At 66.2% G+C, this 25,891-nt stretch carries 30 protein-coding genes; 15 read left to right on the forward strand and 15 right to left on the reverse strand.

All coding sequences use genetic code 11. The annotated features are described in order from the left end of the window. Nucleotides 1-90 precede the first annotated feature (90 nt). Nucleotides 91-426: a hypothetical protein gene (locus tag QOL68_RS00480; RefSeq protein WP_204992374.1), complete on the reverse strand. Its 336-nt coding sequence runs from the start codon at nucleotides 424-426 to the stop codon at nucleotides 91-93. Between the two features lie 48 nt (nucleotides 427-474). Between QOL68_RS00480 and QOL68_RS00485 the strand changes: the two genes are divergently transcribed. From QOL68_RS00485 to QOL68_RS00535, 11 genes are all read left to right on the forward strand, one after another. Continuing rightward, complete coding sequence (locus tag QOL68_RS00485; protein WP_282945949.1) at nucleotides 475-882, forward strand: phage major tail protein, TP901-1 family; 408 nt, start codon at nucleotides 475-477, stop codon at nucleotides 880-882. After that, entirely contained in the window at nucleotides 879-1,190 is a 312-nt protein-coding gene (locus tag QOL68_RS00490; protein WP_058456279.1) for a gene transfer agent family protein, read from the forward strand. The genes QOL68_RS00485 and QOL68_RS00490 overlap by 4 nt, the downstream gene beginning before the upstream one ends. Before the next feature lies 1 nt (nucleotide 1,191). After that, nucleotides 1,192-1,395: a phage tail assembly chaperone gene (locus tag QOL68_RS00495; RefSeq protein WP_349252310.1), complete on the forward strand. Its 204-nt coding sequence runs from the start codon at nucleotides 1,192-1,194 to the stop codon at nucleotides 1,393-1,395. Beyond that, on the forward strand, nucleotides 1,388-1,960 hold the full coding sequence (locus QOL68_RS00500; protein ID WP_204992376.1) for a tail tape measure protein: 573 nt from the start codon (nucleotides 1,388-1,390) through the stop codon (nucleotides 1,958-1,960). Before QOL68_RS00495 ends, QOL68_RS00500 begins: the two co-directional genes overlap by 8 nt. Continuing rightward, nucleotides 1,960-4,296 (forward strand): DUF2460 domain-containing protein, encoded by a 2,337-nt coding sequence (locus QOL68_RS00505; protein WP_282945950.1) that lies wholly within the window; start codon nucleotides 1,960-1,962, stop codon nucleotides 4,294-4,296. Before QOL68_RS00500 ends, QOL68_RS00505 begins: the two co-directional genes overlap by 1 nt. Further along, nucleotides 4,290-5,126, forward strand: coding sequence for a phage/gene transfer agent baseplate hub protein (locus tag QOL68_RS00510; protein ID WP_282945951.1), 837 nt, complete (start codon nucleotides 4,290-4,292; stop codon nucleotides 5,124-5,126). The genes QOL68_RS00505 and QOL68_RS00510 overlap by 7 nt, the downstream gene beginning before the upstream one ends. A gap of 4 nt (nucleotides 5,127-5,130) precedes the next feature. Continuing rightward, entirely contained in the window at nucleotides 5,131-5,523 is a 393-nt protein-coding gene (locus QOL68_RS00515; protein ID WP_282945952.1) for an NlpC/P60 family protein, read from the forward strand. Between the two features lie 9 nt (nucleotides 5,524-5,532). Beyond that, nucleotides 5,533-7,716, forward strand: coding sequence for a phage tail protein (locus tag QOL68_RS00520; protein ID WP_282945953.1), 2,184 nt, complete (start codon nucleotides 5,533-5,535; stop codon nucleotides 7,714-7,716). Further along, on the forward strand, nucleotides 7,716-8,168 hold the full coding sequence (locus QOL68_RS00525) for a DUF2793 domain-containing protein (RefSeq protein ID WP_204992379.1): 453 nt from the start codon (nucleotides 7,716-7,718) through the stop codon (nucleotides 8,166-8,168). Before QOL68_RS00520 ends, QOL68_RS00525 begins: the two co-directional genes overlap by 1 nt. Before the next feature lie 130 nt (nucleotides 8,169-8,298). Beyond that, the gene (locus tag QOL68_RS00530) at nucleotides 8,299-9,411 is read left to right on the forward strand and encodes an OmpA family protein (protein WP_282945954.1); all 1,113 of its coding nucleotides are present in this window, start codon (nucleotides 8,299-8,301) and stop codon (nucleotides 9,409-9,411) included. A gap of 228 nt (nucleotides 9,412-9,639) precedes the next feature. Continuing rightward, nucleotides 9,640-10,080 carry an ExbD/TolR family protein gene (locus QOL68_RS00535; RefSeq protein WP_282945955.1) on the forward strand — a complete coding sequence of 147 codons (441 nt, stop codon included), beginning with the start codon at nucleotides 9,640-9,642 and terminating at the stop codon, nucleotides 10,078-10,080. A 362-nt stretch (nucleotides 10,081-10,442) separates the two neighbouring features. On the opposite strand, the gene QOL68_RS00540 is transcribed toward QOL68_RS00535, so the two are convergent. The 3 genes from QOL68_RS00540 to QOL68_RS00550 all read right to left on the reverse strand — a co-directional run bounded on the left by QOL68_RS00540 (nucleotide 10,443) and on the right by QOL68_RS00550 (nucleotide 13,184). Further along, entirely contained in the window at nucleotides 10,443-10,988 is a 546-nt protein-coding gene (locus QOL68_RS00540) for a DUF1993 domain-containing protein (RefSeq protein WP_282945956.1), read from the reverse strand. A 27-nt stretch (nucleotides 10,989-11,015) separates the two neighbouring features. Continuing rightward, nucleotides 11,016-12,797 (reverse strand): ABC transporter transmembrane domain-containing protein, encoded by a 1,782-nt coding sequence (locus tag QOL68_RS00545; protein ID WP_282945957.1) that lies wholly within the window; start codon nucleotides 12,795-12,797, stop codon nucleotides 11,016-11,018. A 129-nt stretch (nucleotides 12,798-12,926) separates the two neighbouring features. Next, nucleotides 12,927-13,184 carry a YjhX family toxin gene (locus QOL68_RS00550; RefSeq protein ID WP_058455539.1) on the reverse strand — a complete coding sequence of 86 codons (258 nt, stop codon included), beginning with the start codon at nucleotides 13,182-13,184 and terminating at the stop codon, nucleotides 12,927-12,929. 272 nt (nucleotides 13,185-13,456) lie between these two features. Here QOL68_RS00550 and QOL68_RS00555 point away from each other — a divergent pair, with 272 nt between their 5' ends. Beyond that, nucleotides 13,457-14,677 (forward strand): polyhydroxyalkanoate depolymerase, encoded by a 1,221-nt coding sequence (locus QOL68_RS00555; RefSeq protein ID WP_282945958.1) that lies wholly within the window; start codon nucleotides 13,457-13,459, stop codon nucleotides 14,675-14,677. Nucleotides 14,678-14,741: 64 nt separating this feature from the next. Then, nucleotides 14,742-15,731: a dipeptide epimerase gene (locus tag QOL68_RS00560; RefSeq protein WP_282945959.1), complete on the forward strand. Its 990-nt coding sequence runs from the start codon at nucleotides 14,742-14,744 to the stop codon at nucleotides 15,729-15,731. On the opposite strand, the gene QOL68_RS00565 is transcribed toward QOL68_RS00560, so the two are convergent. Then, complete coding sequence (locus QOL68_RS00565; RefSeq protein WP_282945960.1) at nucleotides 15,728-16,192, reverse strand: pyridoxamine 5'-phosphate oxidase family protein; 465 nt, start codon at nucleotides 16,190-16,192, stop codon at nucleotides 15,728-15,730. The two genes, QOL68_RS00560 and QOL68_RS00565, sit on opposite strands and share 4 nt — an antisense overlap. A 67-nt stretch (nucleotides 16,193-16,259) precedes the next feature. Continuing rightward, the gene (locus tag QOL68_RS00570) at nucleotides 16,260-16,655 is read right to left on the reverse strand and encodes a VOC family protein (RefSeq protein ID WP_282945961.1); all 396 of its coding nucleotides are present in this window, start codon (nucleotides 16,653-16,655) and stop codon (nucleotides 16,260-16,262) included. Between the two features lie 87 nt (nucleotides 16,656-16,742). Here QOL68_RS00570 and soxR point away from each other — a divergent pair, with 87 nt between their 5' ends. Continuing rightward, nucleotides 16,743-17,213, forward strand: a complete 471-nt coding sequence (soxR, locus tag QOL68_RS00575) for a redox-sensitive transcriptional activator SoxR (protein ID WP_282945962.1) — start codon at nucleotides 16,743-16,745, stop codon at nucleotides 17,211-17,213. A 50-nt stretch (nucleotides 17,214-17,263) separates the two neighbouring features. Here the strand turns inward: soxR and QOL68_RS00580 are convergent, their stop codons facing one another. The 9 genes from QOL68_RS00580 to QOL68_RS00620 form a co-directional block, all read right to left on the reverse strand. After that, on the reverse strand, nucleotides 17,264-17,938 hold the full coding sequence (locus tag QOL68_RS00580) for a hypothetical protein (protein ID WP_282945963.1): 675 nt from the start codon (nucleotides 17,936-17,938) through the stop codon (nucleotides 17,264-17,266). Between the two features lie 90 nt (nucleotides 17,939-18,028). Next, nucleotides 18,029-18,319, reverse strand: coding sequence for a putative quinol monooxygenase (locus QOL68_RS00585; protein ID WP_058455544.1), 291 nt, complete (start codon nucleotides 18,317-18,319; stop codon nucleotides 18,029-18,031). Between the two features lie 18 nt (nucleotides 18,320-18,337). After that, nucleotides 18,338-18,886 (reverse strand): carboxymuconolactone decarboxylase family protein, encoded by a 549-nt coding sequence (locus QOL68_RS00590; protein ID WP_282945965.1) that lies wholly within the window; start codon nucleotides 18,884-18,886, stop codon nucleotides 18,338-18,340. A 37-nt stretch (nucleotides 18,887-18,923) separates the two neighbouring features. Next, nucleotides 18,924-20,105 carry an acetyl-CoA C-acyltransferase gene (locus tag QOL68_RS00595; protein ID WP_204992390.1) on the reverse strand — a complete coding sequence of 394 codons (1,182 nt, stop codon included), beginning with the start codon at nucleotides 20,103-20,105 and terminating at the stop codon, nucleotides 18,924-18,926. Between the two features lie 63 nt (nucleotides 20,106-20,168). Next, nucleotides 20,169-20,627, reverse strand: a complete 459-nt coding sequence (locus QOL68_RS00600; RefSeq protein WP_282945968.1) for a MaoC family dehydratase — start codon at nucleotides 20,625-20,627, stop codon at nucleotides 20,169-20,171. A 95-nt stretch (nucleotides 20,628-20,722) separates the two neighbouring features. Next, nucleotides 20,723-21,937, reverse strand: a complete 1,215-nt coding sequence (locus QOL68_RS00605) for a mechanosensitive ion channel family protein (RefSeq protein WP_282945970.1) — start codon at nucleotides 21,935-21,937, stop codon at nucleotides 20,723-20,725. Nucleotides 21,938-21,954: 17 nt separating this feature from the next. After that, a complete protein-coding gene (locus tag QOL68_RS00610; protein ID WP_282945972.1) occupies nucleotides 21,955-22,965 on the reverse strand; it encodes a DNA topoisomerase IB in 1,011 nt (336 codons plus the stop codon). Nucleotides 22,966-23,002: 37 nt separating this feature from the next. Then, nucleotides 23,003-24,385: a putative O-glycosylation ligase, exosortase A system-associated gene (locus QOL68_RS00615; protein WP_282945974.1), complete on the reverse strand. Its 1,383-nt coding sequence runs from the start codon at nucleotides 24,383-24,385 to the stop codon at nucleotides 23,003-23,005. Further along, the gene (locus QOL68_RS00620) at nucleotides 24,378-24,542 is read right to left on the reverse strand and encodes a hypothetical protein (protein ID WP_204992393.1); all 165 of its coding nucleotides are present in this window, start codon (nucleotides 24,540-24,542) and stop codon (nucleotides 24,378-24,380) included. The genes QOL68_RS00615 and QOL68_RS00620 overlap by 8 nt, the downstream gene beginning before the upstream one ends. A gap of 110 nt (nucleotides 24,543-24,652) precedes the next feature. On the opposite strand from QOL68_RS00620, the gene QOL68_RS00625 reads away from it, so the two are divergent. Then, nucleotides 24,653-25,873 (forward strand): TIGR04063 family PEP-CTERM/XrtA system glycosyltransferase, encoded by a 1,221-nt coding sequence (locus QOL68_RS00625; protein WP_204992394.1) that lies wholly within the window; start codon nucleotides 24,653-24,655, stop codon nucleotides 25,871-25,873. The last annotated feature ends 18 nt before the right edge of the window (nucleotides 25,874-25,891 follow it).

Consider the following 25,891-nt stretch of genomic DNA (forward strand, 5'->3'; position numbering starts at 1 on the left):
GATGGCCAAAGAAGGGCGCAACCCTGGCGCGAAGCCGGAGTAACGGCATCGCGCGGGGCTGCCACCACGGCTATTGGTGGCGGGAGCCGCTCAATCGCCCGGCATGGTTCCCGTCGAGGAGTAATCCTTGAACTTGTCGGTGAAGTTCGCGTGATAATCCTCGACCTGCATGTCGGCATTTTCGGCGGCATCGGCGGCGGAATCGCCGGCGGCGCGGTTGGCCGCGGTGACCGCCGCGCGGAACGCCGAGCGTTCGCTGTCGCACGCGCCCTTCAGCGACATTTCATATTCGGCTTCGCCCATCTTGGCTTCGAGCGATTTCTTCATGTGCTCGCGTAGGCATTTGGTGAAGGCGGCACGCGTCGTGTCGACGCTGCCGGCCCCCGCCGGCGCCGCGGTTGCCAACAACAAGGCCGTGATCAGCATCCTGCTTCTCCCCATTTGCAGAACTTTTTATGTTGAGGAGGTTAGACGATGGCAATCGAAAATGGGAGCGCTTTTCTGTTAAAGATCGGTAATGGTTCGGCGCCGCCGGTCTTTGCCACCGTGGCCGGATTGCGCACGACGCAATTGTCGGTGAACGGCGAGGCGGTGAACGTCACAACGAAGGATTCGGGCGGCTGGCGCGAGTTGCTGTCGGGCGCCGGGGTGCGATCGGTTTCGGTCAGCGCGGCGGGGATTTTTACCGGCTCCGATGCCGAGGTGCGGCTGCGCGGTCATGCGCTGTCGGGGACGATCGACGATTATGAGCTTAGCTTCGAAAGTGGCGAGCGGATGCGCGGGCGCTTCCTGGTCGCGCGGCTCGATTATGCCGGCGATTATAGTGGCGAGCGCAATTACACGCTGAACCTGGAAAGCAGCGGCGCGGTGGTGAGCCTGTGAGCGCGGCCAACGCGCTGAGGGGCGAGGCGGCGCTGCGTGTCGGCGCGCGTTCGCTGGTATTGCGGCCGAGCTTTGCCGCGCTTGTCGCGGCGGAGGAGGAGCTGGGGCCGCTGTTCGCGCTGGTCGAGCGCGCGGCCGATGGACGGCTCGGCCTTGGCGAGCTGACGGCATTGTTCTGGCATTGCATCCGGGACCGCGACGCGGGGATGACGCGCGAGGAGGTCGGCGAGGCGCTGGTCGAACAGGGGCTCGCCGCGGTGACGCCTGCGCTGCGGGTGCTGCTGGGGCAGATATTGCAGGGACGCTGAGGTGACCGACGAACGGTTCGCGGCTGCGACGCTGCCGCTGCTGGGATTGATGGCGCGCGCGCTCGGCTGGCGGCCGGACGAATTCTGGAGCGCGACCCCGGCCGATATCGCGGCGGTGTTGGGAAGCTGGCGCGAGGGCGATGCGGCCGCGCCGGTCGACCGGATGGAGCTGGCAGCGATGATGGAGCAATTTCCCGATGGATGAGATGGACGATCTGTTCGGCGCGATGCGCGGCGACGCAGCGGGGTTCCGGCGCGAGGTTGCGGCGCTGCGCGCCGAAATCGGCGGGCCGCTGGTCAGCGAGGCGGAGCGGGCGGGGCAGGCGATCGAGCGGGCGCTGACCCGCGCGATCCTGACCGGCAAGCTGGGGTTCGAGGATCTGAAGCGGCTGGCGCTGTCGGTGATGGCCGACATTGCGCGCGCCGCGATCCAGAGCGGCATCGGGGCGATCCTCGGCGGCGGCTCGGGCGGCGGCGGTGGCGGCCTGCTCGCGCTGGGGCAGGGGATCGCATCGTCGGTATTCGGTGCGCCGGGGCGGGCGACCGGCGGGCCGGTCAGTGCGGGGCGCGCGTACCGCGTCGGCGAGCGCGGCCCCGAATATTTCGTGCCGACGTCGAGCGGGCGGATCGAGACGGGCGGGAGCGCCCGCACGATCGCGATCACCGTAAATGTTCGTGGTGATGCAGGCAGTGAACCAAAACGGTTGGAACAGACGGGGCGGCAGATTGCGCGCGCGGTTCGTCGCGCGGTCGCTGCGGGGGAAGATTGATGGGCTGGGCGCTCGTCGCGGCCGCCGAGCCGCATCATCGCAAGGGGTGGCTGAAACGCTTCGATCCGCGCTTCTGGACCGTCGATTTCGCGCGGCCGATGATGGCGAGCGTCGCGACGCCGCACGATCCGGCCGCGGCGCAGGCGCTGCGCGTCGAGGCGGTGTTCTATAACCGGCAAGATCTGGCGGGGCTGATCTGGGAGGCCGAGGATCGCTGGGACCATCCGCTGCTCGCCTATGAAACAAGCCGCGATTTCCGGCACACGCAGCTCCGCTTTCGCTGGCGGTCGGGCGGGATCAAGCCGCTCGATGCGCTGCATGGACCGACCTTGACGATCGAGGGGCGCGACGCGGCGGGCGAGGCGCGCGCCTGGTATGTGCGGCTGTGGAATTATGCGGTCGGGACGCCCGAAGATGCGGTCGTGACGCTCGATTTCGACGCTCTCGACGGCGGATTCCTGTTGCCCGGCGAGGCCGACCCTGTGTGGGCCGGCGATGTCGACCGGATGTTCATCTCGCTGGTTTCGCCGGCCTATGACGGGAGTTCGGCGCTGCTCGCCGCGCCCGCCGAGGGCTGGGCCGAGATGAGCGCGATCATGTGCAGCGGGTCGGGATCGGTGCTGGCGATCGGCGATGCGGTGCTGCCCGAGCAGGGACTGGGAATCGCAAGCGGCTATGACGACAGCTATCATCTGACGCCGGCTCGGCTGGTGCGGCAGATCGTGCAATTGGGCTATCGCGGCGATGTCGTCCATTATGTCGGGATGAGCCATTATATGCGGCTCGAAGCGCTGGGCGGCGGATATTATGCGAGTCTGGCCGGGGGCGTGCTCAATGCGCCGTGCGCGGCGTGGCACGTCGGGTTCGCGGCGGAATGCGCGGCAGCAGGGCTGGGGCTGATCTGGTCGCTATCCTACGAATATTTCGACGCTTATTGCTGGAACGACTGGAAGCAGCGCGCAGCCGACGGCTCGCCGGCGCTGACCGGATGGACGCCGCCCTCGACACTGCTGTCGCCCGCGCATGCGGGCGCCATGGGCTATCTGCAGCTCGTTGCGCGAAGCTTTGTCGCGATCGGGGCGGCGGCGGGGCTGGACGTGAAGTTTCAGGTCGGTGAACCCTGGTGGTGGATCGCGTCCGGGGGACGAATTTGCGCTTATGATGCGGCGACGACGGCGGCGCTGGGGCCGGCGAGCGTCGCGATTGCCGATGTGCGGGGGAGCCTGAGCGTCGCGCAGCAGGCGATGCTCGATGCTCTCGGTGAATTGCTCGCGACCTCTACCGCGGCGCTGGTTGCGGCGGCGCGCGACGAGGCGGGTGCGGCGGGGCTCGTCAGCCACCTGCTCGTCTATCTGCCGACGGTGCTCGATGCGGCAGCGCCCCAGGTGCGGCGGGCGAATGTGCCGGCCGGCTGGGCAGCGCCGGCCTTCGACGTGCTGCAGCTCGAGGATTACGACTGGGTGACCGGCGGGCGGGGGGCCGAGACGGCGCGGGCGCGCGAAGCGATGGCGGACCGGCTCGGCTATCCCGCCGAAGAGCAGCATTATTTTTCGGGCTTCGTGCTGCGCGGCGAGGATCGCGCGCAGTGGGCGGCGATTGCCGATGCCGCCGATGCGGCACGGCGTGCGGGGGTGGCGCGGGCGTTCGTCTGGGCCCTGCCGCAGGTGGCGCGCGACGGGTTCGTGAGCTTTGACGGGGAGGATGCGGTGCAGGCTTATGATGCGGTGGATTTCCCGCTCGCGATCGGGCGCGAGGCGATGGTCGTAACCGAATTTTCGACGCAGATCGTGAGCTCGCCCTCGGGGCATGAGCAGCGCGCGAGCGAATGGGCCGAGGCGCGGATGCGCTATGACGCGGGGCCGGGGGTGCGGTCCGAGAGCGACGTGCGCGCGCTCGCCGATTTTTTTCGCGCCCGGCGCGGCGCGGCGCGGGCGTTTCGCTTCCGCGATCCGTTCGACCATGGCTCGGCCGCGGATGGCGGGCTGCCGGGGCCCGGCGACCAGCTGCTGGGCGTCGGCGACGGGAGCCGGCGGCAATTCGCGCTGGTGAAGCGCTATGGCGCGGGCGAGGCGATGCAGGTTCGGAGCATTCGCCTGCCGGTTGCGGGCAGCGTGCGCGTGTCGGTCGACGGGATCGAGACGGCGGCATTCGCCGTCACGGACGAGGGCGAGGTGCTGCTCGACGCCCCGCCGGGGTCGGGGATCGCGGTGCGGGCGGGATATTTGTTCGACGTGCCGGTGCGCTTCGCCGAGGACCGGCTGGAGGTCAGCCGCGCGACCTTCCTCGCAGGCGAGCTCGCGAGCGTGCCGCTGGTCGAGGTGCGCGCGCCATGGTGAGCGGGTCCGGCGGGAGCGCGCCGGGCTGGCTGCGCGAGGAGTTGGTGACGCTCGCCTGGTGCTGGCGGCTGTCGCGGCGCGACGGGGTGGTGATCGGGCTGACCTCGCACGATCATGACCTGATCGTCGGCGGCGTCCCCTATCGCGCGGCGCCGGGTATGAAGCCGTCGGCGCTGGAAACGAACGACAGCCTCGATGCGGCGACGATGGACCTTGAAGGGGCGGTGACGAGCGACGCGATCGCGGCCGCCGACCTTGACGCGGGGCGGTGGGACGGCGCCGGGCTTGAGCTGTTCGTGGCCGACTGGACCGCGCCCGAGGTTGCGCCGGTGACGGTAGCGCGCGGGTCGTTGGGCGCGGTCGAACGGCGGGATGCGGCCTTTACGGCGGAGCTGCAGGGCGTGACGCGGCGGCTCGATGCGCCGGTTTGCCCGGCGACTTCGCCGTCGTGCCGCGCGCGGCTGGGCGACCGCGCATGCCGGGTCGACCTCGCGCCGCGCACGCATGTGCGGCGCGTCGTCGCGATCGAGGGGCGCCGTGTCATGCTCGATATGCCGGTTGCGGCAGGCACGATGGCCTTTGGCGAACTGCTCTGGATGGAGGGGCGGGCATGTGGATTGGCGAGCCCGGTGGTGGCCGAAGACGCGGAAGAGCTGATGCTGGCGGAGATGCCGCCGTTCGTGCCCGCGCTTCCCGTGCGCGTTCGACTGGTCGAGGGATGCGACCGGCGGCTCGCGACATGCCGCGACCGTTTCGCCAACGCCGTCAATTTTCGCGGCGAGGCGCATTTGCCGGGGAATGACCTGCTGACGCGCTATCCCGGTGGTTGAGGCCTTGGGCGCGCGCGCCTTTGCGGCAGCGCGGACGATGGTGGGGGTGCCGTTCCGCGCGCAGGGGCGTGACCCGCGGTACGGGCTGGATTGCGTGGGGCTGGTCTGGGCCGCCTATGCGGCGGTGGGGTGCGCATTGCCGGCACCCGATGACTATCCGCTGCGCGGGTGGCGCCGCGGCCGGATTGTTGCCGCGCTGATGACGGCAGGGTTCCGGGCGGTGTCCGATCGGGCTGACGGCGACGTGGCGCTGATCGGGCTTTCGGCCGGGCAGCATCATCTGGGGGTCATCGGGCCCGCGAGGTTGGTTCACGCGCATGCCGGGCTGCGGAGGGTCGTCGAGTCGCCTTCGGACGATGTCATGCGCGCGGCCGCCCGGTGGCGGCTCGAACAATAGGGGGTAAGGATGGCGACTTTGGTGCTGACGGTGGTCGGCGGGATCGTCGGCGGGCCGGTCGGCGCGGCGCTGGGCGCTGCGATCGGGCAGCAGGCCGATGCCGCGATCTTCAGGCCGAAGGGCCGCGAAGGGCCGCGGCTTGCCGACCTGAAGGTCCAGGCGTCGACCTATGGCCAACAGATCCCGAAGCTGTTCGGGACGATGCGCGTGGCGGGCAGCGTGATCTGGGCGACCGACCTGATCGAACGGCGGACGAAACGCGGCGGCGGCAAGGGGCGGCCGTCGACGACCGAATATAGCTATTCGGTGTCGCTCGCGGTCGCGCTGTCGTCGCGTCCGATCCGCGCGATCCGCCGGATATGGGCCGACGGCAATTTGCTGCGCGGTGCCGGCGGGAGTTTCCGGGAGCGCTGCACCTTTCGCTGGCATGACGGGAGCGAGGACCAGCCGGCGGACCCGCTTGTCGCCTCGGCGGTCGGGATCGGCTCGGCGAGCGCGTTTCGGGGTCTGGCCTATGCGGTGTTCGAGGAGCTTGAACTCGCCGGCTTCGGCAACCGCATCCCGTCGCTGACCTTCGAAGTCGAGGCCGACGACGCTGCGGTCGATGGCGGGTTTGTCGGCGATGTGCTGTTGGGAGAGGCGGGGCGCTGCGTGGGGAACTGGCCGATTGCGGGCTATGCGGCGTCGGGCGAACGGGCGCGTGAGGCGTTGGCGCCGCTGTTCGCGGTCGACGGTGTCCGGCTCGCCAGTGGTCCGGCGGGGTGGCGGCTGGCGCCCGCCGCGGCGTCCGAACCGTCGATGCTGTCCGATTTTGCCGAAATGCGCCGTGCGGTCCGCGATGCGGATCGGGTCGAGCAGCGTCGCGCGCCGCTTTCGTCGCTGCCCGGGCTTGTGAACCTGCGGTATTATGAGCCCGCGCGCGATTATCAGCTGGGTCAGCAGTCGGCCGAAGTCGCGGGAGGCGGCGTGCGCGAGGAGCGTGTCGACCTGCCCGCCGCACTGCCCGCCGAGTCCGCGTATGCGCTGGCGCACGCGCTTGCCCGAGCGGCGGCGGACGACCGTGAAACCTGTATCTGGCGGGCCGACCTCGCGGCGCTGGCGCTACCGATCGGCGGGCCGGTCGTGCTCCCCGACGGAAGTGCCTGGAGGAGCGTGTCGCGAACGGTGCGGGGCGGGGAGGTGATGCTCGAGCTATGTCGTCATCAGCCGCTGCCGGTAACCGCGATCGATGCCGATGGTGGGCAGGCCGTAACACCGCCCGACTGGCCCGACGGCGAAACTGTCGTCCATCTGTTCGATTGCCCGAACATCGGGACCAGTCCAGCCTCCGCCCCGCGTCTGCTGGTCGCCGCGGCGGGTAGCAATGCGGGATGGCGCGGCGCCGATATCTGGATTTGTCCTGCCCCCGATGCCGAGCCGATCGCGCTCGGGATGGTGCGCCCCGCCGCCGCGCTTGGCGCGTTGGCGGGCGCGGTGCCTGCCTCGGGCGGCGCGTTGATTGACCTTGCAAACGATCTTGTCGTAACGCTCGTCAATCCGTCCATGATGCTGGAATCGGTTGAAAATTCTGCGCTTCTCGGTGGCGCCAACCGCGCGATGCTGGGAACCGAGATGCTGCAGTTCGGAACGGCGGAACGAATCGGCGCCGCGGAATGGCGGCTTTCGCGATTGCTGCGCGGGCGCGGCGGGTCGGAGATCGCCAGTCATCCCGCCGGTACGCCGTTCGTCCTCCTCGACGATATCGCGTTGTTGCCGGTTCCCGATGCCGTCGCGCAACTGGTCGAGAGCGGGTCGGCGGTGCTGCAATGGGCCGGGCGGGCAAGCACGGCGGTTGCCGAGGCTCCGCTGCCGGCCGTGGGGCAAGCGCTGGCGCCGCTCCCCCCGGTGCATGGCCGGGTGCGCCCCGATGGCGCGGGGGGCTTTGCTGTCGAATGGACGCGATGCAGCCGCTTCGACACCGGGTGGCGCGATCATGTCGACCTGCCCCTTGGCGAAAGCCGCGAAGCCTGGGAGATCGCGCCGGTGCCGCCGGTACCGGGCGCCGGTCCATGGACGGCGACCGCGCAGGCCCTGCACCTTGACGCGGCGGCCGTCGCGAGCCTGCCGGTTGCGGCAGTGCTTGCCATTCGACAGCTCGGCGACCTGGGCCGTTCGCGGCCGCTTTTCCTTACGCTCGCTGATGGGACCGGATGATGACCGATATGCTTGCTACCCCTCGTTTCACCCTGCCATTACTTGCCGTCGCGCAGGCGCAGAAGGAGGTAACGCACAATGAGGCGCTTGCCCTGCTCGATGCCTTGCTGCATCCGGCGGTCGAAGCCGGACCTGTTGCGACGCCGCCGCTGGCACCGGTGGCCGGTGAGTGCTGGCTCGTCGCAGCCGGAGCGGACGGCGAATGGTCGGGGCGAGGAGGGACTATCGCGATCCGGACCGACGGCGGCTGGCGGTTCGTCGCGCCGCGCGGCGGGATGCGCATCATCCGGCTGAGCGACGGGGCGATGCTGCGCTTCGAGGGCGGGCTATGGATCGGTCCCGCGGCGATTCCGGCTCCCGCCGGGGGCGCGACAGTGGACGTCGAAGCCCGCGCCGCCATCGCGGCGCTGCTGTCGGTCCTCGACGCGCATGGTATTCTGAAATCAGGCTGATTTTGCCAATATTGATCTGTTAAGTGCGACTTTTTGGCAACAGATTGACGATTTGTTAGCTTGCACGGAACCAAAGGGACGAGTAGGACGTCTGTCGAGACGTAAATCTCAATTGAAAGGGGAATCTACTATGAGGAAGCTTGCCGTCGCTGTGGCGTTGGCCTCCACTGCCCTGGCGTCGCCAGCTTTGGCGCGCGACAACTCCTGGTATGTCGGTGTTGGTGGTGGTGTGATGATCATCGAGGACATGGACCTCGACATCGGTGCCATCGATAACGCCGCAAACCTCAATCATCGCAATGGCTATGACGTTGAAGGCACCGTCGGATACGATTTCGGAGGCTTCCGCGCGGAAGTCGAGGTCGGCTACCGCGAAGCCGACATCAAGTCGGGCAGCTTCTCGGCGCCGGGTATCCCGCAGAGCCCGAGCGGTGCTGGCGCGCCCTTCATCGGTTCGACCGCGCTGAATGGCGATTCGAATGCGCTGAGCTTCATGGTCAACGGCCTGCTCGACTTCGGCGACGATGATGGCCTGCAGGGCTTCATCGGCGGTGGTGCGGGTGTTGCGCGCGTCTCGGTCGAGCCGGTCTTTGCCGGTCCGTTCCTCGACGATTCGGACACCGGCTTCGCTTGGCAGGCGATCGCGGGTATCCGCGCTCCGCTCACCAAGAACTGGGATGTCGGCCTGAAGTATCGCTTCTTCAACGCCAGCGGGATCGACCTGGTCGACCAGGTTGGCCGCGACGTTTCGACGCGCTTCCGTTCGCACTCGATCCTGGGGACGCTGACGTACAACTTCGGTGGCGCTGAACCGCCGCCGCCCCCGCCGCCGCCGCCGCCGCCCCCGCCGCCCCCGCCGCCCCCGCCGCCGCCTCCGCCGCCGGCTGTGTGCGAGCCTGGGCCGTACATCGTGTACTTCGACTGGGATCAGTCGAACATCACGCCGGAAGCGGCTGCTACGCTCGACAACGCGATCAGCGCTTACAACCGGGGCTGCTCGGGTACGCAGGTTTGGCTCGCCGGTCACGCCGACCGTTCGGGTTCGGCCAAGTACAACGTCGGTCTGTCGCAGCGCCGCAACGATGCGGTTCGCAGCTACCTGACCGCTCGCGGTATCTCGGACGGCTCGATCTCGGCCGAAGCGTTCGGCGAATCGCGTCCGGCCGTTGCGACCGCCGACGGCGTCCGCAACGACCAGAACCGCCGCGTGGAAATCAAATACGGTCCGGGTTCGGGCATGTAAGATTTCCAACCCGGTTCGGGTTTGAAGACAAGAGGGGCGGTACCGGAAGGTGCCGCCCCTTCTTGTTGGGCCGATGCGGCCGGCCCGACGCGTAGCGCTTTTTATTTGCTCTTTGCGTATAATGTTATACCGTAACAGCAGGTCGAGGCTTTCCCGGTGGACGCCTCAGCCCAAGGTACGGGGATGGTGCCTGGACTCGGGCCGCCCTGCGAGATGGGGAGACACAAGATGCGCAAGCTTCGCAGCCGCTTCCACCAGAGCATTTTTCGCGCCGATCCCAATGGCGATCCCGACATCAACACAACGCCCCTGATCGACGTGATGCTGGTGATGCTCGTGATGTTCATCATCACGATCCCGCCGCCGACGCACAGCGTCGACATCACGCTTCCGCAGGGGCCGGATGTAACAGGCAAAGTCCTCGACGAAAATCGCGTCACGATCGATACGGCCGACACGATCCGCTGGAATGGCGAGGCGGTCGACCTTGCCCAGCTCGGGCAACTCGTGAAGCTCGCATCGGAGCGCACCAAACAGCCGGTGCTGATGTTCGAACCCGACGCACGCGCGCGCTATTTGCGCGTCGACGAGGCGATTGGCGCGATCCGGCGCAATGGCGGCGAGAAGCTCGCCTTTCCGGGCATCCGCAAATATGGCGGGCTGATCTAGCCGCGTTATCTGTTGGTGGCTATCGGGTGGTTTCCCGACAGTCGTCACCCCGGACCCTTCGACAGGCTCAGGACAGGCTTGATCCGGGGTCCATGACTTCGACGCTGGGATGGATCCGGGATCAAGTCCGGGATGACGGAGCGGGAAGCATCCTCCCTGTCGCGTAGCGATGGGGAGGGGGACCGCCGCCACAGGCGGTGGTGGAGGGGCCGCAGCAGCGGCGCCATTGCCCCTCCGTCAGCGCTTCGCCAAGGGCGAAGTTTATCCTGAGCGCCTGCAAGGCAGTCGAAGGGCGCTGCCACCTCCCCATGGCTGCGCCAAAGGGAGGAACGAATGTCCACCTTCGGTCGAAAGCCGACGCGTCAGGCCGACGGCACGGTCCCCGGTCGCAGATACTGCATCATGTAACCGACATAATCGACCTTGCCGAGCGGGACGCCCATGTGGCGGAGCACGGCGTAGGCGGCGACGAGATGGAAGTAGAATTGCGGCTGCGCCCAGTCGCGCACATAAGCGACGGCGGTCATGTCGAACGCCATGCCGTTTGGCAGATCGAAACCGACCGGACGGTTGGGGTCGCCGTCGAGCGCGGCGCGATCGACGGAAGCGAGCCACGCGAGCGTCGTCGAAATCTGCGTCTGCAGTCCGGCGAAGTCGGTGGCGTCGTCGCCAAGCTCGGGCGCGCCGTCAGCGCCGAGACGCGTCGCCGGCTGTATCGCCTGTATGCAGGTGAAGCGAACCTGCGTGGCCAAGGGAAACATGTCGGGCGCGAGCCGTGAGCCGATCAATTGAAGCTCGCCGACCCCGTTCGCCTCGCCCCATTCGAGCGCCTTCGCGAGCTGGCCCGAGAGGGCGCGCAAGCCGTTCGTATAAGCGGGGACAGTCAGGTCATAGAGTATCGCTGGCATAGGAGGTGCGTCCTTCGAAGGGTGGCGTCAGGCGGCGACAAGCTTGTCCTGGAATTGCAGCCGCGCGAGGCGGGCGTAGAGGCCGTCGGCGGCGACAAGGTCGTCGTGGCGGCCTTCCTCGACGATCCGCCCCTCGTCCATCACGATGATGCGGTCGGCGGCGCGCACGGTTGCGAGACGGTGCGCGATAACGATCGTCGTGCGGTCGTGCATCAGCGTTTCGAGCGCGTCCTGCACGAGCTTTTCGGATTCGGCGTCGAGCGCCGAGGTCGCTTCGTCGAGCAGCAGCAGCGGCGCGCGGCGGAGCAGCGCGCGGGCGATCGCCACGCGCTGGCGCTGCCCGCCCGACAGGCGCGCGCCGCCTTCGCCCATGAAGGTGTCGAGACCGTCGGGCAGCTTGCGGAGGAATTCCTCGGCATTGGCGGCGCGGGCCGCTTCCCAGAGTTCGTCGTCGGTCGCCAGCCAGTTGCCGTAGCGGAGATTATCGCGGGCAGAGGCGGCAAAGATCACCGTCTCCTGCGGCACCATCGCGATGCGCGCGCGGATGTCGGCGGGGTCGGCCTCGGTCAACGGCACGCCGTCGAGGCGGATCTGGCCCGACTGGGGGTCATAAAAACGCTCGGCGAGCTGGAACAGCGTCGACTTGCCGGCACCGGACGGACCGACGATCGCGACGGTTTCGCGCGGGCGAATCGCGAGACTGAAATCATGGAGCGCCGGGGCGTCGGGGCGGGTCGGATAGTTGAACTCGACATGGTCGAATTCCAGCGTGCCGATCGCGGGATCGGGCAACCGGCGGGGACTGGCGGGTGGCGCGATCGTCGGCTCGGCGACGAGCAATTCGTTGAGGCGCTCGGCCGCCCCCGCCGCGCGGAGCAGGTCGCCATAGACCTCGGTGAGCGCGCCGAACGCACCCGCGACGAGGCCGCCGGTGAGGACGAAGGCGGCGATCGTGCCGCCGGTGATCGTGCCCGCCGCGACCCCCGCGGCACCATACCAGAGCAGGGTCGTGATCGCGCCGAACAGCAGGCCGATGACGGTCGCGGTAATGATCGCGCGAAGGCGGATGCGGCGCTTGGCGGTCGCGAAATTGGCCTCGACCGCGTCGGCGAAGCGGCCTGCCTCGCGCTGTTCCTGCCCGAAGGCCTGGACGATCTTCATGGCGCCGAGCTGTTCGGCGGTGGTGGCGCCGATGTCTGCGACGCGGTCCTGACTCGAACGCGAGACCTTCTGGAGGCGGCGGCCCAAGAGGACGATCGGCAGGATGATGACCGGGATGCCGACCAATATCCCCGCGGTGAGCTTCGGCGAGAGCGAGAAGAGGTAACCGATGCCGCCGATCCCCATCACCGTGTTGCGGAGCGCGACGGAGACGGTGGTGCCGACGGTCTGCTCGATAATTGCCGTATCGGCGGTCATGCGCGAGGCGATTTCGGAGGGGCGGTTTTCTTCGAAGAAGCCGGGCGCGAGGCGGAGAAGATTCTGCTGCACCGCCTCGCGGACGTCGGCGACGGTACGTTCGCCGAGCCAGCTCACGAAATAGAAGCGGAGCGCGGTGGCGAGCGCGAGGATCACGACGATCACATAGAAGAAGCGGAAATGCGGTGCGACGTCGCCGCCACCGGCGACGAAGCCCGAATCGATCATTTCCTTGAACTGGTAGGGGATCGCAAGCGTCGCGAGCGCGGCGATGCCGAGCGCGATCGCCGCGATCAACAGTTGCAGCGGATATTTGCTGGCGTGATGCCAGACCATGCGCAGGCTCGACAGCTTGCGGGGCGGGACGGGTGGGTCGGATTTGGTCGCCATTGTCATCGCCCTAGCAGCCGCGCCGGTGCCGCTCAACGCCGCAAAGTGGCGTGCAGCTTCATGCGCCATGAAGCTGCGCTGCGCAAAGGGAGCGCGGACGCGAACCCGCGCTCCCCCCAATATGCGCGATCAGCGGTTGTCGAGCTGCGCGCGTACCGCGCGCAGGCCCGCCTGCGTGATCCGGTACGGCATGCCGCGGTGCGACGCGATGAAGCCGCGGCGGCGGAGGCGCTGGAACAGTTCAAGGCCCCCGTTTTCAAGGATATGGCCGTCGCGCGTAACGCAAAGCGCCTCGACAAGGCGGCCGCCATCATCGCGCCGGTGGCGGATCATGCCACCCTGCGCCAGCACGTGCAGCACGCGCTGTTCCGATTTCGAGATGTTCATTGGGATATTGTCCGAGACTATAGGCAACAACAGGCGCGCCGACCCATGGGCCAACGGCGTTTGCACCATCCCGTCCACCGGGATGTTAGCGGTTGCCCGCAATCTCAGACATATTCACTCCGAAGGACGCACCGGCGTCCGCCGTTGCATGATATTGCCGATGAAATGTCGGTGCAATGGCTTTGATGCATTGCACAATGACACCGATAGCCTAGACTGGTCCGAAAGCAGGCGCCGCCAGAGCGCCGCCCCGGACGCAAGGACTATCGATAATGCTGTATCATGCCTTTGAAATGCACAAGAGTTGGCTCGCGGGGGCCAGCGCGCTGGCGACCGCCGGCGCACAGGTGATTCAGCATCCCGCGAATCCCCTCGGCTATTTTGGCGGCAGCCCGATGTTCGCCTCGGCGCTCGAAGTCTTCGCCCATGCTGCCGCGCCGCGCGGCAAGCCGGGGTTCGAACTTTACGAGACCGTGTCCGAAGGCGAGACCGTCCGCGTCACCGAAAAGGTCGAGGCGCGAAAGCCCTTTGGCCAGCTCAAGCATTTCACGCACAAGAAGAGCGCGGGCAAACCCAAGCTGCTGATCGTCGCGCCGATGTCCGGCCATTATGCGACGCTGCTGCGCGGCACGGTCGAGCGGATGATCGGCGAGCATGACGTCTGGATCACCGACTGGCGCGACGCGCGCAACGTGCCGCTCGAAGCCGGCAAGTTCGACCTCGACGACTATATCGATTATGTCATTTCGTGGCTCGAGCACATCGGGCCGGGCGCGCATATGCTCGCGGTGTGCCAGCCCTCGGTGCCGAGCTATGCGGCGGCCGCGATCATGGCGGCGGACAAGCACAAGTGCCGGCCGAAGACGCTGACCATGATGGGCGGGCCGATCGATACGCGCAAGGCGCCGACCGCGGTCAACGAACATGCGATGACGCGGCCCTATGCGTGGTTTCAGGAAAATGTGATCGTCACGGTTCCCGCCTGGTATCCAGGCGCGGGGCGGCGCGTCTATCCGGGCTTTTTGCAACTTGCGGGCTTCATGTCGATGAACCTTGGCAATCACATGATGAGCCATTGGTCGATGTTCAAACATCTGGTCGAAGGCGATGGTGAAAGCGCCGACAAGACCAAGGAATTCTATGACGAGTATCGGGCGGTCTGCGACATGACCGCTGAATTCTACCTCCAGACGGTCGATGTCGTGTTCCAGCGCCACGCACTGCCCAAGGGCGAGATGCTCCATCGCGGCAAGCCGGTCGATCTCACCAAGATCGCCGATATCGGGCTGCTCGCGATCGAGGGCGAACGCGACGATATTTCGGGGCTAGGCCAGACGAAGGCGGCGCTGACGCTCGCCAAGTTGCTGCCGACCGACAAGAAGAAATATTTGATGGCAAAGGGGGTCGGCCACTACGGCATTTTCAACGGCCGCAAGTGGCGCGACGATATTGCGCCGGTGGTCGAAAAGTGGATCCGCGCCAACGGCGCCTGATAGCCGACGGCCCATTGCCGCAAAGCCCGCTTGCGAAACGTCGAAACGGCCATAGGAAGGAATGATGGCCGTTCATCTGAAAAGCGCGCGCGTCGAACGCTGGCCGGTGGCGGGAAGCTTCATCATCAGCCGCGGCGCGACCGCCCATGTCGATGTGGTCGTCGCCGAGGTCGAAGGCGAGGGCGCGATCGGGCGCGGTGAGGGCACGCCGGTCTATTATCTCGGCGAAGATGCCGTCGGATGCCGCGACCAGCTTTTGCGTGTCGCCCCCTACATCGCTGAAATGGGCGCGGCCGAGGCACGGGCGGCTGTGCAGGAATTGATGCCGCCCGGCGCCGCGCGCAACGCGATCGATTGCGCGCTGTGGGATCTCGAGGCGAGGCAGCGTGGCCTCCGGCTGTGGCAGCTTGCGGGATGCGATGGTCCGCCGACCGCGCGGACGACGGCCTACACCATATCGCTCGGCTCGCCCGGCGCGATGGCGGAGGCCGCCGCCACCGCCGAGGCCGACGGCTACCATTTGCTCAAGATCAAGCTGACCGGAGAGGGCGACCGCCTGCGCGTCGCCGGCGTGCGCAAGGGCGCCCCCAATGCGCGACTTATTGCCGACGCCAACGAAAGCTGGGGCCAGATCGATATCTTGAGCGAGGCTGAGGCGCTCGCCGATATGGGCGTGGAGATGATCGAGCAACCGGCGCCGGTCGGCGCCGACGCATTGCTTGACCCAATCTACGCCCCGATTCCATTCGTCGCCGATGAAAGCTGCCATACCGCGGCTGATGTCGCGCGGATCGGCCCTTTCTACGACGGGGTGAACATCAAGCTCGATAAGGCGGGCGGGCTGACCGAGGCGCTGCGGCTCGCCGACGCAGCCGACGCGGCGGGGCTGTCAATCATGGCCGGCTGTATGCTCTGCACCAGCTTGGCGGTTGCGCCCGCTTTCGTACTCGCGCAGCGCGCACGGTGGGTCGACCTCGATGGGCCTGCCTTACTCGAACGCGACCGCGAGGGCGGCTTCGAGTTCCGCGAAGGGCAGATAGCGCCGTCGGTCTAGAGCGCCACTTCCGCGTGCTTGCCGAGGTCGCCTTCCTTCATCGTCATGCCGGTCGCGAGTTTGAACATGCCCTTCAGGCTCGGCTCAGCGGTCCAGATTTCGGCGTCTTCGAGGTCGAAGCGGAGCAGGACGAGTTTGGGATCATCCTTGCCGCCTTCGTACCAGGCCGCGATGCTGTTGTTCCAGAGCTTGTCGAGGACTGCGCGGCTGTCCTCGCGGCGCAACTCACCCGAAATAGAGGCATAGAGATCATGGCCCTTCGACGCGAACTGCGCCATCGCCGGGCCGCCGCCTGCGATGCGATTGTCGGTCGCGGTGAAGAACCAGAAGGCACTGTGGGCGTCCTTGTCGAGCTGCGCGTTCATTGGGATATGATGCAGCCGCTCGCCGGGCAGGCCGACCATGACATAGGGGCTGGCGTCGAGCGCCTTCCAGAATTGCGTGGTAATGTCGTCACTCATCGGTCGAGACTCCTGCTGTTCCCCCTGACAAGCGATGAACGCTTGTGAATGCAGGATGTTGCGCCGTTCAGCGCAGGCGCGGCTCCGCATAGCTGACGACTTCATATTCGATGCCGTCGGGGTCGAAGAAATAGAAGCGGCGGCCGGGTTCGTAATCGCCGTGATTGAAGGGGGTCAGGCCCACCGCCTTCACGCGCATTTCGATCGTATCGAGATCATCGACCTGCACCCCGACATGGTTGAGCGGCTCGCCCTTCGGATAGCGCGCGTCGGCGTGCTGGCCATCGGGGCCGGTATAGAGCGCGACATAGGCGGCATCGCTGCCGAGGTGGATCGTGCGGCCGCCGTCGCGCGCCGGGCCGCGCCAGCGTTCGTGCCAGCCGAAGATGGCCGACAGGATGCCCGCCGTGCGATCGGGGTCGCTGACGGTCAGGTTCACATGTTCGATGAAGGGGTGCGTCATGGTTCTGCTTTCGTGATTCGGGTTGACGCAGCGGGTATGAAAGTTCAAGTGAGGTTTAGGTCAAGCGGAAAGCGAATGAACACGGCCATGCATCGGACCGACCTGATCGCGATCGGCGAATTGGCGGCGCGTACCGGCACCGCCGTGTCGGCGATCCGTTTCTACGAAGCGAAGGGTTTGCTCGAGGCGCTGCGTACCGCCGGCGGGCAGCGGCGCTTTCTGCGCGCCGACATCCGCCGCGTGTCCTTCATCCTGATCGCGCAGCAGATGGGGCTGAGCCTCGATGAGATCGCGGGCGAGCTTGCGCGCCTGCCTGCGGGACGCACGCCGAACGCCGCCGACTGGACGCGGATCAGCACCGGGCTGCGCGAGCGGATCGATGCGCAGCTCGCGGCACTGGCGCGGACGCGTGAGCTGCTCGACCAATGCATCGGCTGCGGTTGTCTGTCCTTGAAGAAATGCGGGCTTTATAACGCGCAGGACAAGGCGTCGCAGCGCGGTGCAGGGCCGCGCTATCTGCTCGGCGACAGGGCTGGAGAGATTGCGGAGGTGGGTTGAGGCCCTGGGGCGCTGATGGCGGCTTTGGGGTGGGAAGCGGACGGATCCCTCTAGGCGGGAAGAGCGCGGAACGGCCCAGCTGAACCCAACTGAATTTCGACCCGATGCCGAATATAATCATCTGGATGGTTTCGAGCGATATGCATCGCTTCGGCTATGAGTGCTGAAGCGTCATAGGAATAGTCGTTTTCATCTAACGACAACATTGGGATGATGCGCTGACGAACATATGTGCTGTCGGTATCAACGAACTGCCGAAGCATCGCGTCCTTGAAACGCTGGCGTGCATCCCGGTAACGCTGTTCGCCCTCGTCGCCTCGAACCCAGTACGCCGCGCTAACTGCTCCCCCCTGCTCATTTTCCGATCCGCTCGAGAGAAGCTTCGTAAGCTGCTCCATAACGCGCCTAGGCCCCATCGCCCTCACAGCGGGCTCCACGAAAAGGCGATTTGCACTCGGATTCCGTTCGTTCACGCCCTTCTGTAAAAATACAGCAGCGAGATGTTTGGGTGCGGCTTGCCTGTGGAAAACAGCGTGAACAAAGGTCCGTCGGTCAGAATCCTCTAGGGACTCTTCAACCCAGCGCCAGCCCTCCGAAACATCCAATGACGCGCCGTTCCGCGCGGCTTTACGGGTCTCAATGACGATCAGTCTCGCTGGACGGTCATCAAAAGGGTTCTCATCCTCAGACTTCACCCATCGCTGAAATTGGCTTTCCCAGTCCACACAGCCCCTCTTTCGAGCACCTTATTCCATCGGACCTCAATGTCCGCAACCGGTCGAAAGCGGCCCTACGCCGCTTCAAGGCAGATGCCCTCAAACCGCCGGCAGGCTTTCGATTTCGGGTGCGCCCGCCAGGCACGGACCGAGCTTGGCGCCGAGGCTGCGGAAATGATCCGACGCACGGTGCGCGGCGATCGCGGCCTCGTCGTCATAGCATTCGAGCACCTTGTAAACGCCGGTCTCGGCCGTGCGGAAGAGCTTGTAATAGCTGTTGCCGGGCTCGTTGGCGCGCACGGCGGGGGCGAGTTCGGCGAAGACGCCTTCGAACTCGGCTTCCTTGCCGGGTAGAACGCGGATGGTCGCGATAACTCCGATGCCGCTCATATCTCTCTCCCTAAATGCTCAGGCCTTGAGGTCGGGATCGACCTCCCAGCCGTTTTCCACCTGGATGCCGAAGCTGTTCAGCATCATCGAAACCTGTGTGTACTGGCCGACGGTCATGACCAGGTCCATGCGGCCCTTGTCGCCGAGCGGGGCAAGCGCGGCCCAGCTGGCGTCGCTGACGAAATGGTTCGAAGTGAGGTCGTCGGTCGCGCGCAGCATCGCGCGGTCGATGTCGCTCCAGTCTGCGGCGTCGGGACCGGCCTTGATCCGTTCGATCTCGTCCTCGGTGAGGCCGATATCGAGCCCGATGCGCTTGTGCTGCGTCCACTCGTAGCCCGAGCGGCAGTTGTAGCCGGTGCGCAGGATGACGAGTTCGCGGTCGCGTTCCGACAGCGCGTTGCGGCGCGACAGGATATAGCTGCCCCAGCCGAGGAAGGCGGTCAGCGCTTTCGGGGCATGGGCTAGGGTGCGGAAGATGTTGAGCACCTTTCCGCCGCCGACTTTGCCGCCGCCATTGTCGAGGAAGGGCGACAGCGCCGCGCGCTGGTCGGCATCGAGCCGGTCCAAATCGACCGGCTCGATACGCGGTTTACTTAAGCGCAAATCAGAAGACCTCGAACAGGCCCGCTGCGCCCTGGCCGCCGCCGATGCACATGGTGACGACGGCATATTTGACGCCGCGGCGCTTGCCCTCGATCAGCGCATGGCCGACGCAGCGCGCGCCGGTCATGCCGAAGGGGTGGCCGATCGAGATCGAACCGCCGTTGACGTTGAGCAGCTCGTTCGGAATGCCTAGCTTGTCGCGGCAGTAGAGCACCTGCACCGCGAAGGCTTCGTTGAGTTCCCAGAGGCCGATGTCGTCCATCTTGAGCTCGAAGCGTTCGAGCAGCTTCGGGATCGCGAAGACGGGACCGATGCCCATTTCGTCGGGCTCGGTGCCCGCGACCGCCATGCCGACATAGCGGCCGAGCGGCTGGAGACCGCGCTTCTCGGCGACCTTGGCTTCCATCACGACACAGGCCGATGCGCCGTCGGCGAGCTGGCTGGCGTTGCCCGCAGTGATCGTGTGGCCTTCGCCCATCACCGGCTTCAGACTGGCAAGCCCTTCGAGCGTCGTGTCGGCGCGGTTGCACTCGTCCTTGTCGGCGACGACGTCCTTGAAGGTGACTTCCTTGGTCTCCTTGTTCACGACCGCCATGGTGGCGGGGCAGGCGACGATTTCGTCGTCATATTTGCCCGCGGCCTGCGCGGCGGCAGTGCGCTGCTGCGACTGGAGCGAATATTCGTCCTGATATTCGCGGCTGATGTTGTAGCGCTTCGCGACAACCTCGGCGGTGCCGATCATCGGCATATAGGTGTCCTTGTGCATCGCGATCAGCTCGGCGTCGGTCTCGATGAACACCTTGCCGCTGCCGCTGACCTTCGAGATCGACTCGATCCCGCCGGCGACCGCGATGTCCTGGCGATCGACGATGATCTGCTTCGCGGCGGTGGCGATCGTCATCAGGCCCGACGAGCATTGGCGGTCGATCGACATGCCGGGGACGGTGACGGGCAGGCCCGAACGCAGCGCGATCAGGCGCGCGACGTTCATCGTCTGCGAACCCTGCTGCATCGCTGCGCCGAAGACGACATCGTCGATCTCGCCGCCTTCGACCCCGGCGCGCTCGACCGCGGCGCGGACCGCATGGGCGCCCAGCGTCGGGGCGAGGGTGTTGTTGAAAGAGCCGCGCGCCGCCTTGGTCAGCGGGGTGCGGGCGGTGGAAACGATGACGGCGTCACGCATGATATCTGTCCTTCTGCTTGGATCCGGTTGTCTTTTCGGGGGAGGTCGGCCGGATATTTCGGTTCAGACGAAGAACTGGCTGATCCATTCGGCAATCAGCGCGGGCTTTTCCTCGCCTTCGATCTCGATCGTCACTTCGTTGGTCTGCTGCCACTGGCCGGGGCGCTTCTCTTCGAGTTCGAGCAGTTTCACGTGGCTGCGGATCCGCTTGCCGGCCCGGACGGGGGACAGGAAGCGGACTTTGTTGCCGCCATAGTTGACGCCCATCTTCACGCCGGCAATCTTGGGTCCGTCGGTGCTCGCGCCGAGCATCGGGATCAGCGACAGCGTCAGAAAGCCGTGTGCGATCGTCCCGCCGAAGGGCGTCAGCTTCGCCTTTTCCTCGTCGATATGGATGAACTGGAAGTCGCCGGTGGCTTCGGCGAACTTGTTGATGCGGTCCTGATCGACGAGCACCCATTCGGACGTGCCGATATGCTCACCGACCTTAGCTTGCAGGTCCTGCGGCGTGATGCTGGCCATGACTCATCCCCTCTGATCGTTCGTTCGGGGCGCGTTCTAGGCCTGTCTTGCGGCGTTGCACAAGGCCCAAGGTTCGGCGCTATGGCGCCGTAGCGTCAGTCGGGCTTCGTGGTCTTTGCCGAGCGCGCCTTGGGCTTCGGGGACTCGGCAAAGGGCATGATCATCGTACCGTCGGGCGCGGCGGTGAAGGTCGTTTGCGTCGGATAGGCGAACTCATAGCCTGCTTTCGCCATCGCCTCGAACAACCGGATGCCGACATCGGTCCGCGCCGCGGCGACGACATCGAAGTCGTCGCTGAAGACGTCGAAGAGCAATTCGAAATCGAGACTGGACGGTCCGAAGGTCAGGAAACTCGACCGGATGAATTCATGGCCCGCGGCGACGACCTGCGCCTCGAGCAGGGCAGGCAGGTCGCGCAGCATTTCGGGCGTCGTCTGATAGATGACGCCGATCCTGAAGGTGATCCGGCGGCGATGGAGATGCGCGAAATTGGTGATCTCCTTGCTCAGCAAATTGGTGTTCGAGATCACCAGCAATTCACCGTTGAGCGAGCGGAGCCGCGTACTCTTCAGGCCTATGCGCTCGACTGTCGCGGTACTCGTGTCATATTTGATCGTCTCGCCGACGCGGAACGGGCGGTCGAAGATGATCGACAGCGACGCGAAGAGGTCCGAGAAAATGCCCTGCGCGGCAAGACCGATTGCGATGCCGCCGATCCCGAGCCCGGCGATCAGCCCCGTGACGTTGACGCCCATATTGTCGAGGATGACGATCGCCGCGATCGCGAACAGCGCGACGCTGATCAGCAAGCGGATGATTCCCATCGCATTGCTGAGCGTCTCGTTGTTCCCCTCGGCGGCGCGGCGCTGGATCAGGCCGAGGATGATCTCGCGCACCCAGATCGCAACCTGCAACACGACCGCGATCGTGAAGACGAACTGGACGATCTGCATGATCGCCGCCGGCGGCTGCGCATAGCCTGCGACCATGCGGATGGCGACGATCGCGATGACGGTCGATCGCGTCTTGTGAATCACGCGGCCCGCGATGTGGGTCAGCGTGAGGTCACCCTCGGCCGACTGCGCATGTTTGAGCGCGAAGGTGCGGACCATCGAAAGCAGGAAATAGATGAGCAGCCCCGCGCCGACCGCGATGCCGATCTGCAGCCAGTGGCTGTTCACCCAGGCGGCGCTGATATCCCAGTAGTGGCGGAGATCCTCGAGCGGGTTGGTTGCTGCGGCCGGCGCCTTGGTGGCCGCGGCCGTCGTGGTGGTGGCCGAATGGGCGGCGGGAAGGATGGCAAAGGTCACGTCGTCCTCTTGGCGGATCAGGCGGAGCGGAGCAAGACTGCGGCGTCGGGCACGCGTTCGAGCCACGCGAGAAAGCCGCGTTCGTAGCGCGAGAGATATCGGGTTGCGCGCGGCAAGGCGCCCGCATCCGCAGCAAAGGGGCGCCGATCCTGCGCCGCCGCGATCATTGCCGGGTGGACATACGCCTTTCGCGCGACCGCGGGCGTGTTCCCGAGCCGGTCGGCGACATGGGCGACCATCGCCTTCAGTGTCGGCGGTCCGGGCGCGTCATACAGGAAGGCGAAGGCCTCGACGCTCGCCGACCAGGTGCGGAAATGCTTGGCGCTGAAATCGGCCCCCATCGCCTCGCGGATATATGCGTTCACATCGGCGGAGCCAACCGCGCAGAGCCCGCCCTCATCCTGATATTGGAACAGATGCTGGCCGGGCAGATCCTGCAGCCGGCGGACGAGCGTCGCAAGGTTCCGGTCGCTGATCGCCACCTCGCGCATCAAGCCACCCTTGGCGCGATAGCTGAGGCGGAGCGTCTGCCCCGAAAGCTTCGCATGACGCCGCCGCAGCGTCGTTGCGCCGAAGCTCTTGTTCGCGGCGGCATATTGCTCGTTGCCGACGCGCAATGCGGCGAGATCGAGCAGCCGGACGACCGCGCCGACGATCCGCTCCCGACACAGCGTCCGGCGGGCCAGATCGTCCGCCAGCCGCGCGCGGAGGAGCGGCAGGGCGTGGCCGAAGGAGGCGCAGCGATCATATTTGTCCGCTTCCTGCGCGAGGCGGAATTCGGGATGGTAGCGATACTGCTTGCGGCCGCGCGCGTCATAGCCGGTCGCAAGGATATGGCCGTTCGGCGCGGGACAGAACCACGCATCCTCATAAGCGGGGGGCAGGGCGACCGAATTCAGACGGCGAATTTCCGCGGCGTCGCGGATGATCCGACCCTGCGCATCGCGGTAGCGCCAGCCGCCATCGATGCGCTGGCGGCTGATGCCGGGCAGGCTGTCGTCGACATGGATCAGGCGCGCGATGGACATGGGGCAATAGCGCCCCGCCCCCGCCGATGGTTCCGCACTAGCGTTCGGCCGGAAAGGCGTGGCGCGCGGGAACCTGCGCCGGACGTGCCATCAGGGGGCGCCAGCCCGACTGCTGCTCGCGCCGCCCGCAATAGGTCGAAAGCCCGATTTCGAGCGCCAGCATCATGTAGATGAAGGGCTGGAAGGCGATGCCCACGAACAGCGACCCGACCATATAGACGATATGCCCGTGCTGCAGCGCGGTGGCGAGCGGCGCGATCCATTGTTCCTCGGCGCGGCGGGTCTTGAGATAGCGCCGCCGCAGCTGCTCCATGCGGAAGAGGCCCGCCGCCTGCAGCACCAGCCAGAGGATCAGGCCGGGATAGCCCTGTTCGCCCAGCATTTCGAAATAGCTCGAATGATAGGCGCGCGCCTTGTCCTCATAGACCGATGGCAGGGCTTCCTGCGGCGCGGCGTTGGCGTTGCTGCTCGCCGCGCGCTCGACGCGGAGGTGGTTTTGCAGATAGGCGTTGAAGCCGCCGCCGAAAGGGTGGTCCTTCGCATATTCCCATGTCCACGCCCACACCGCGACGCGCGTCGAGGCCGATTCGTCGGCGCGGTGGTCGCGGATCGTTTCCATCCGTGCGGTATAGCTTTGCGGCAGGAAGGGGATCGCCGCGGCGGCGAGCAGCCCGGCGCCGACCATGTAGAGCAGGCGGTGCCTGACCGCGCGCAGCGACAGGATGGCGAGCACGATCAGGCAGACGAGGCCGGTGCGCGCCTGCGTGCCGACGGGCAGCAACATGCACGCAAAGCACAGCGCGAAACAGAAGAGCGAGACGCGCCAGTCGGGCTGGAAGACCGTGCCATGCTTGCGGTACCACAGGATCAGCGGGATGATCGCGATGCCGACCGTCGACATGATCGACCCCTCGTAGAGCCCGTAATTCTCGCTCAGCAGCAATTGCAGAGAGCCATAGCCGCCCCCGCCCGCCGCAGTCTTGATTCCCCCCGCGATCGCGATTGCTGCCGCCGACAGCAACATGATCAGCGCGAGCGCCTCGATCCGCAGCTTGGTGCGCAGGGTCAATGGCAGGAAGATCGCCCAGACGAGCGCTTTCCACACCCAGCTCCATTTGTCCTGCGCCTCGACCGGGAAATCGGCGTTGACCGTCGTCGCCCAGCAATAGAGCAGCAGGATCACGAGCAGGCTCTGCCGGCCGGACCAGCGCGTGTCGCGCTTGTCGTCGAAGACCAGCCAACCGACGATTGCGAGCCCGAAGACGATCAGCGAGATCGGAATCGAATTGATCAGGAAGTAGCTGAGCTTTTGCGGCGCGACGATGTCGATGTAGCAAAAGCACAGCACGAACAGGAACGGCTTGCGAAAGCCGACCCCGATGAAGGCGAAGAGAAAGGCGACAAAGGCAAGGTCACGCATCGCCGTGCGTATCCCCCGCCGGAACTTCGGCATCGCGCCGCTGCTGCCACAGCTTGCGCGGGCTGACCTCGTGATCGAGATCGTCACGATAAAGCAGGCGCCACAGCGCGATCGCGATGAGGATGTGGGTCAGGGCAATCGAGAAATTGTCGACCATCGTGCGGCGTGCCCTCGCTCTTTCTTCGCGACGCGAAACCCGGTCGTCGCGGGGAGGATAGTAGAACGGGGTTGACGCCGCGTTAAGGCTGGTGTGCCAAGGGGGCGGCCATGACCCGCATCCTACACGTCCTAGACCACAGCCTGCCCGCGCATAGTGGCTATACCTTCCGCACCCGCGCGCTGATGAAGGCGCAGGCCGCGAAGGGGTGGGATGTCGCGGGCGTGACCGGAATCCGGCACCCGCTTCCGGGACCGGCGGTGGAGACCGTTGACGGGCTGACCTTCTTTCGCACGCCGCCGATCAAACCGGCGCCTTCACCCTTGCGCGAATGGCGCGAAATCGGCGCGCTCGCCGCACGGACCGAGGCGCTGGTCGCCGAATGGAAACCTGACCTGCTCCACGCGCATTCGCCCGTGATGGACGGGCTTGCGGCGCTCCGTGTCGGCAAGCGGCTCGGCATCCCGGTCATTTATGAAATCCGCGCCTTCTGGGAGGATGCGGCGGTCGGCAACGGGACCGGGCGCGAGGGCAGCGCTCGTTACTGGCTGACCAGGCAACTCGAAACATATGCGGTCAAATCGGCCGATGCGGTCGCGGTGATCTGCGAAGGGCTGCGCGGCGACCTGATCGCGCGCGGTACCGATCCCGCGAAGATTATCGTGTCGCCGAACGGCGTCGACCTCGACCTGTTCGGCAGCCCGCCGTCGCGCGACGATGCGCTGGCGGTCGAGCTTGGTCTGGGCGCGGATGATCCCTTGATCGGCTTCATCGGCAGTTTTTACGATTACGAGGGGATCGACGACCTGATCGCGGCGATGCCGGCGCTGATCGCCGCCGAGCCGCGCACGCGCCTGCTGCTGGTCGGCGGCGGGCCGATGGAGGCGGCGCTCAAGGCGCAGGCCGCCGCCTCGCCCGTCGCCGCCCATATCGTCTTCGTCGGCCGCGTGCCGCACGAGCAAGTCGAACGCTATTATTCGCTGATCGATATCCTTGCCTATCCGCGCAAGAAGATGCGGCTGACCGATCTCGTCACGCCGCTGAAGCCGCTCGAGGCGATGGCGCAGGGCAAGCTTGTCGCCGCATCCGATGTTGGCGGTCACCGCGAACTGATCGAGGACGGGGTGACGGGCAGCCTGTTCGCGCCCGACGATCCGGCGGCGATCGCGGCGGTGCTGGCCGATCTGCTCGCGCGGCGCACCTTGTGGGGAGAGCGGCGGCGTGTGGCACGTGCGTTTGTCGAGGCCGAACGGAATTGGTCGTCGAATATTTTGCGTTACGAACCTGTTTACCAAAATTTGCTAGGCAATCCGGGGTCGCGAACTGGTTGAGGACATTCTGGCGGGGCC

The organism is Sphingopyxis sp. Geo25 (assembly GCF_949769135.1).
Taxonomy (GTDB): Bacteria; Pseudomonadota; Alphaproteobacteria; order Sphingomonadales; family Sphingomonadaceae; genus Sphingopyxis.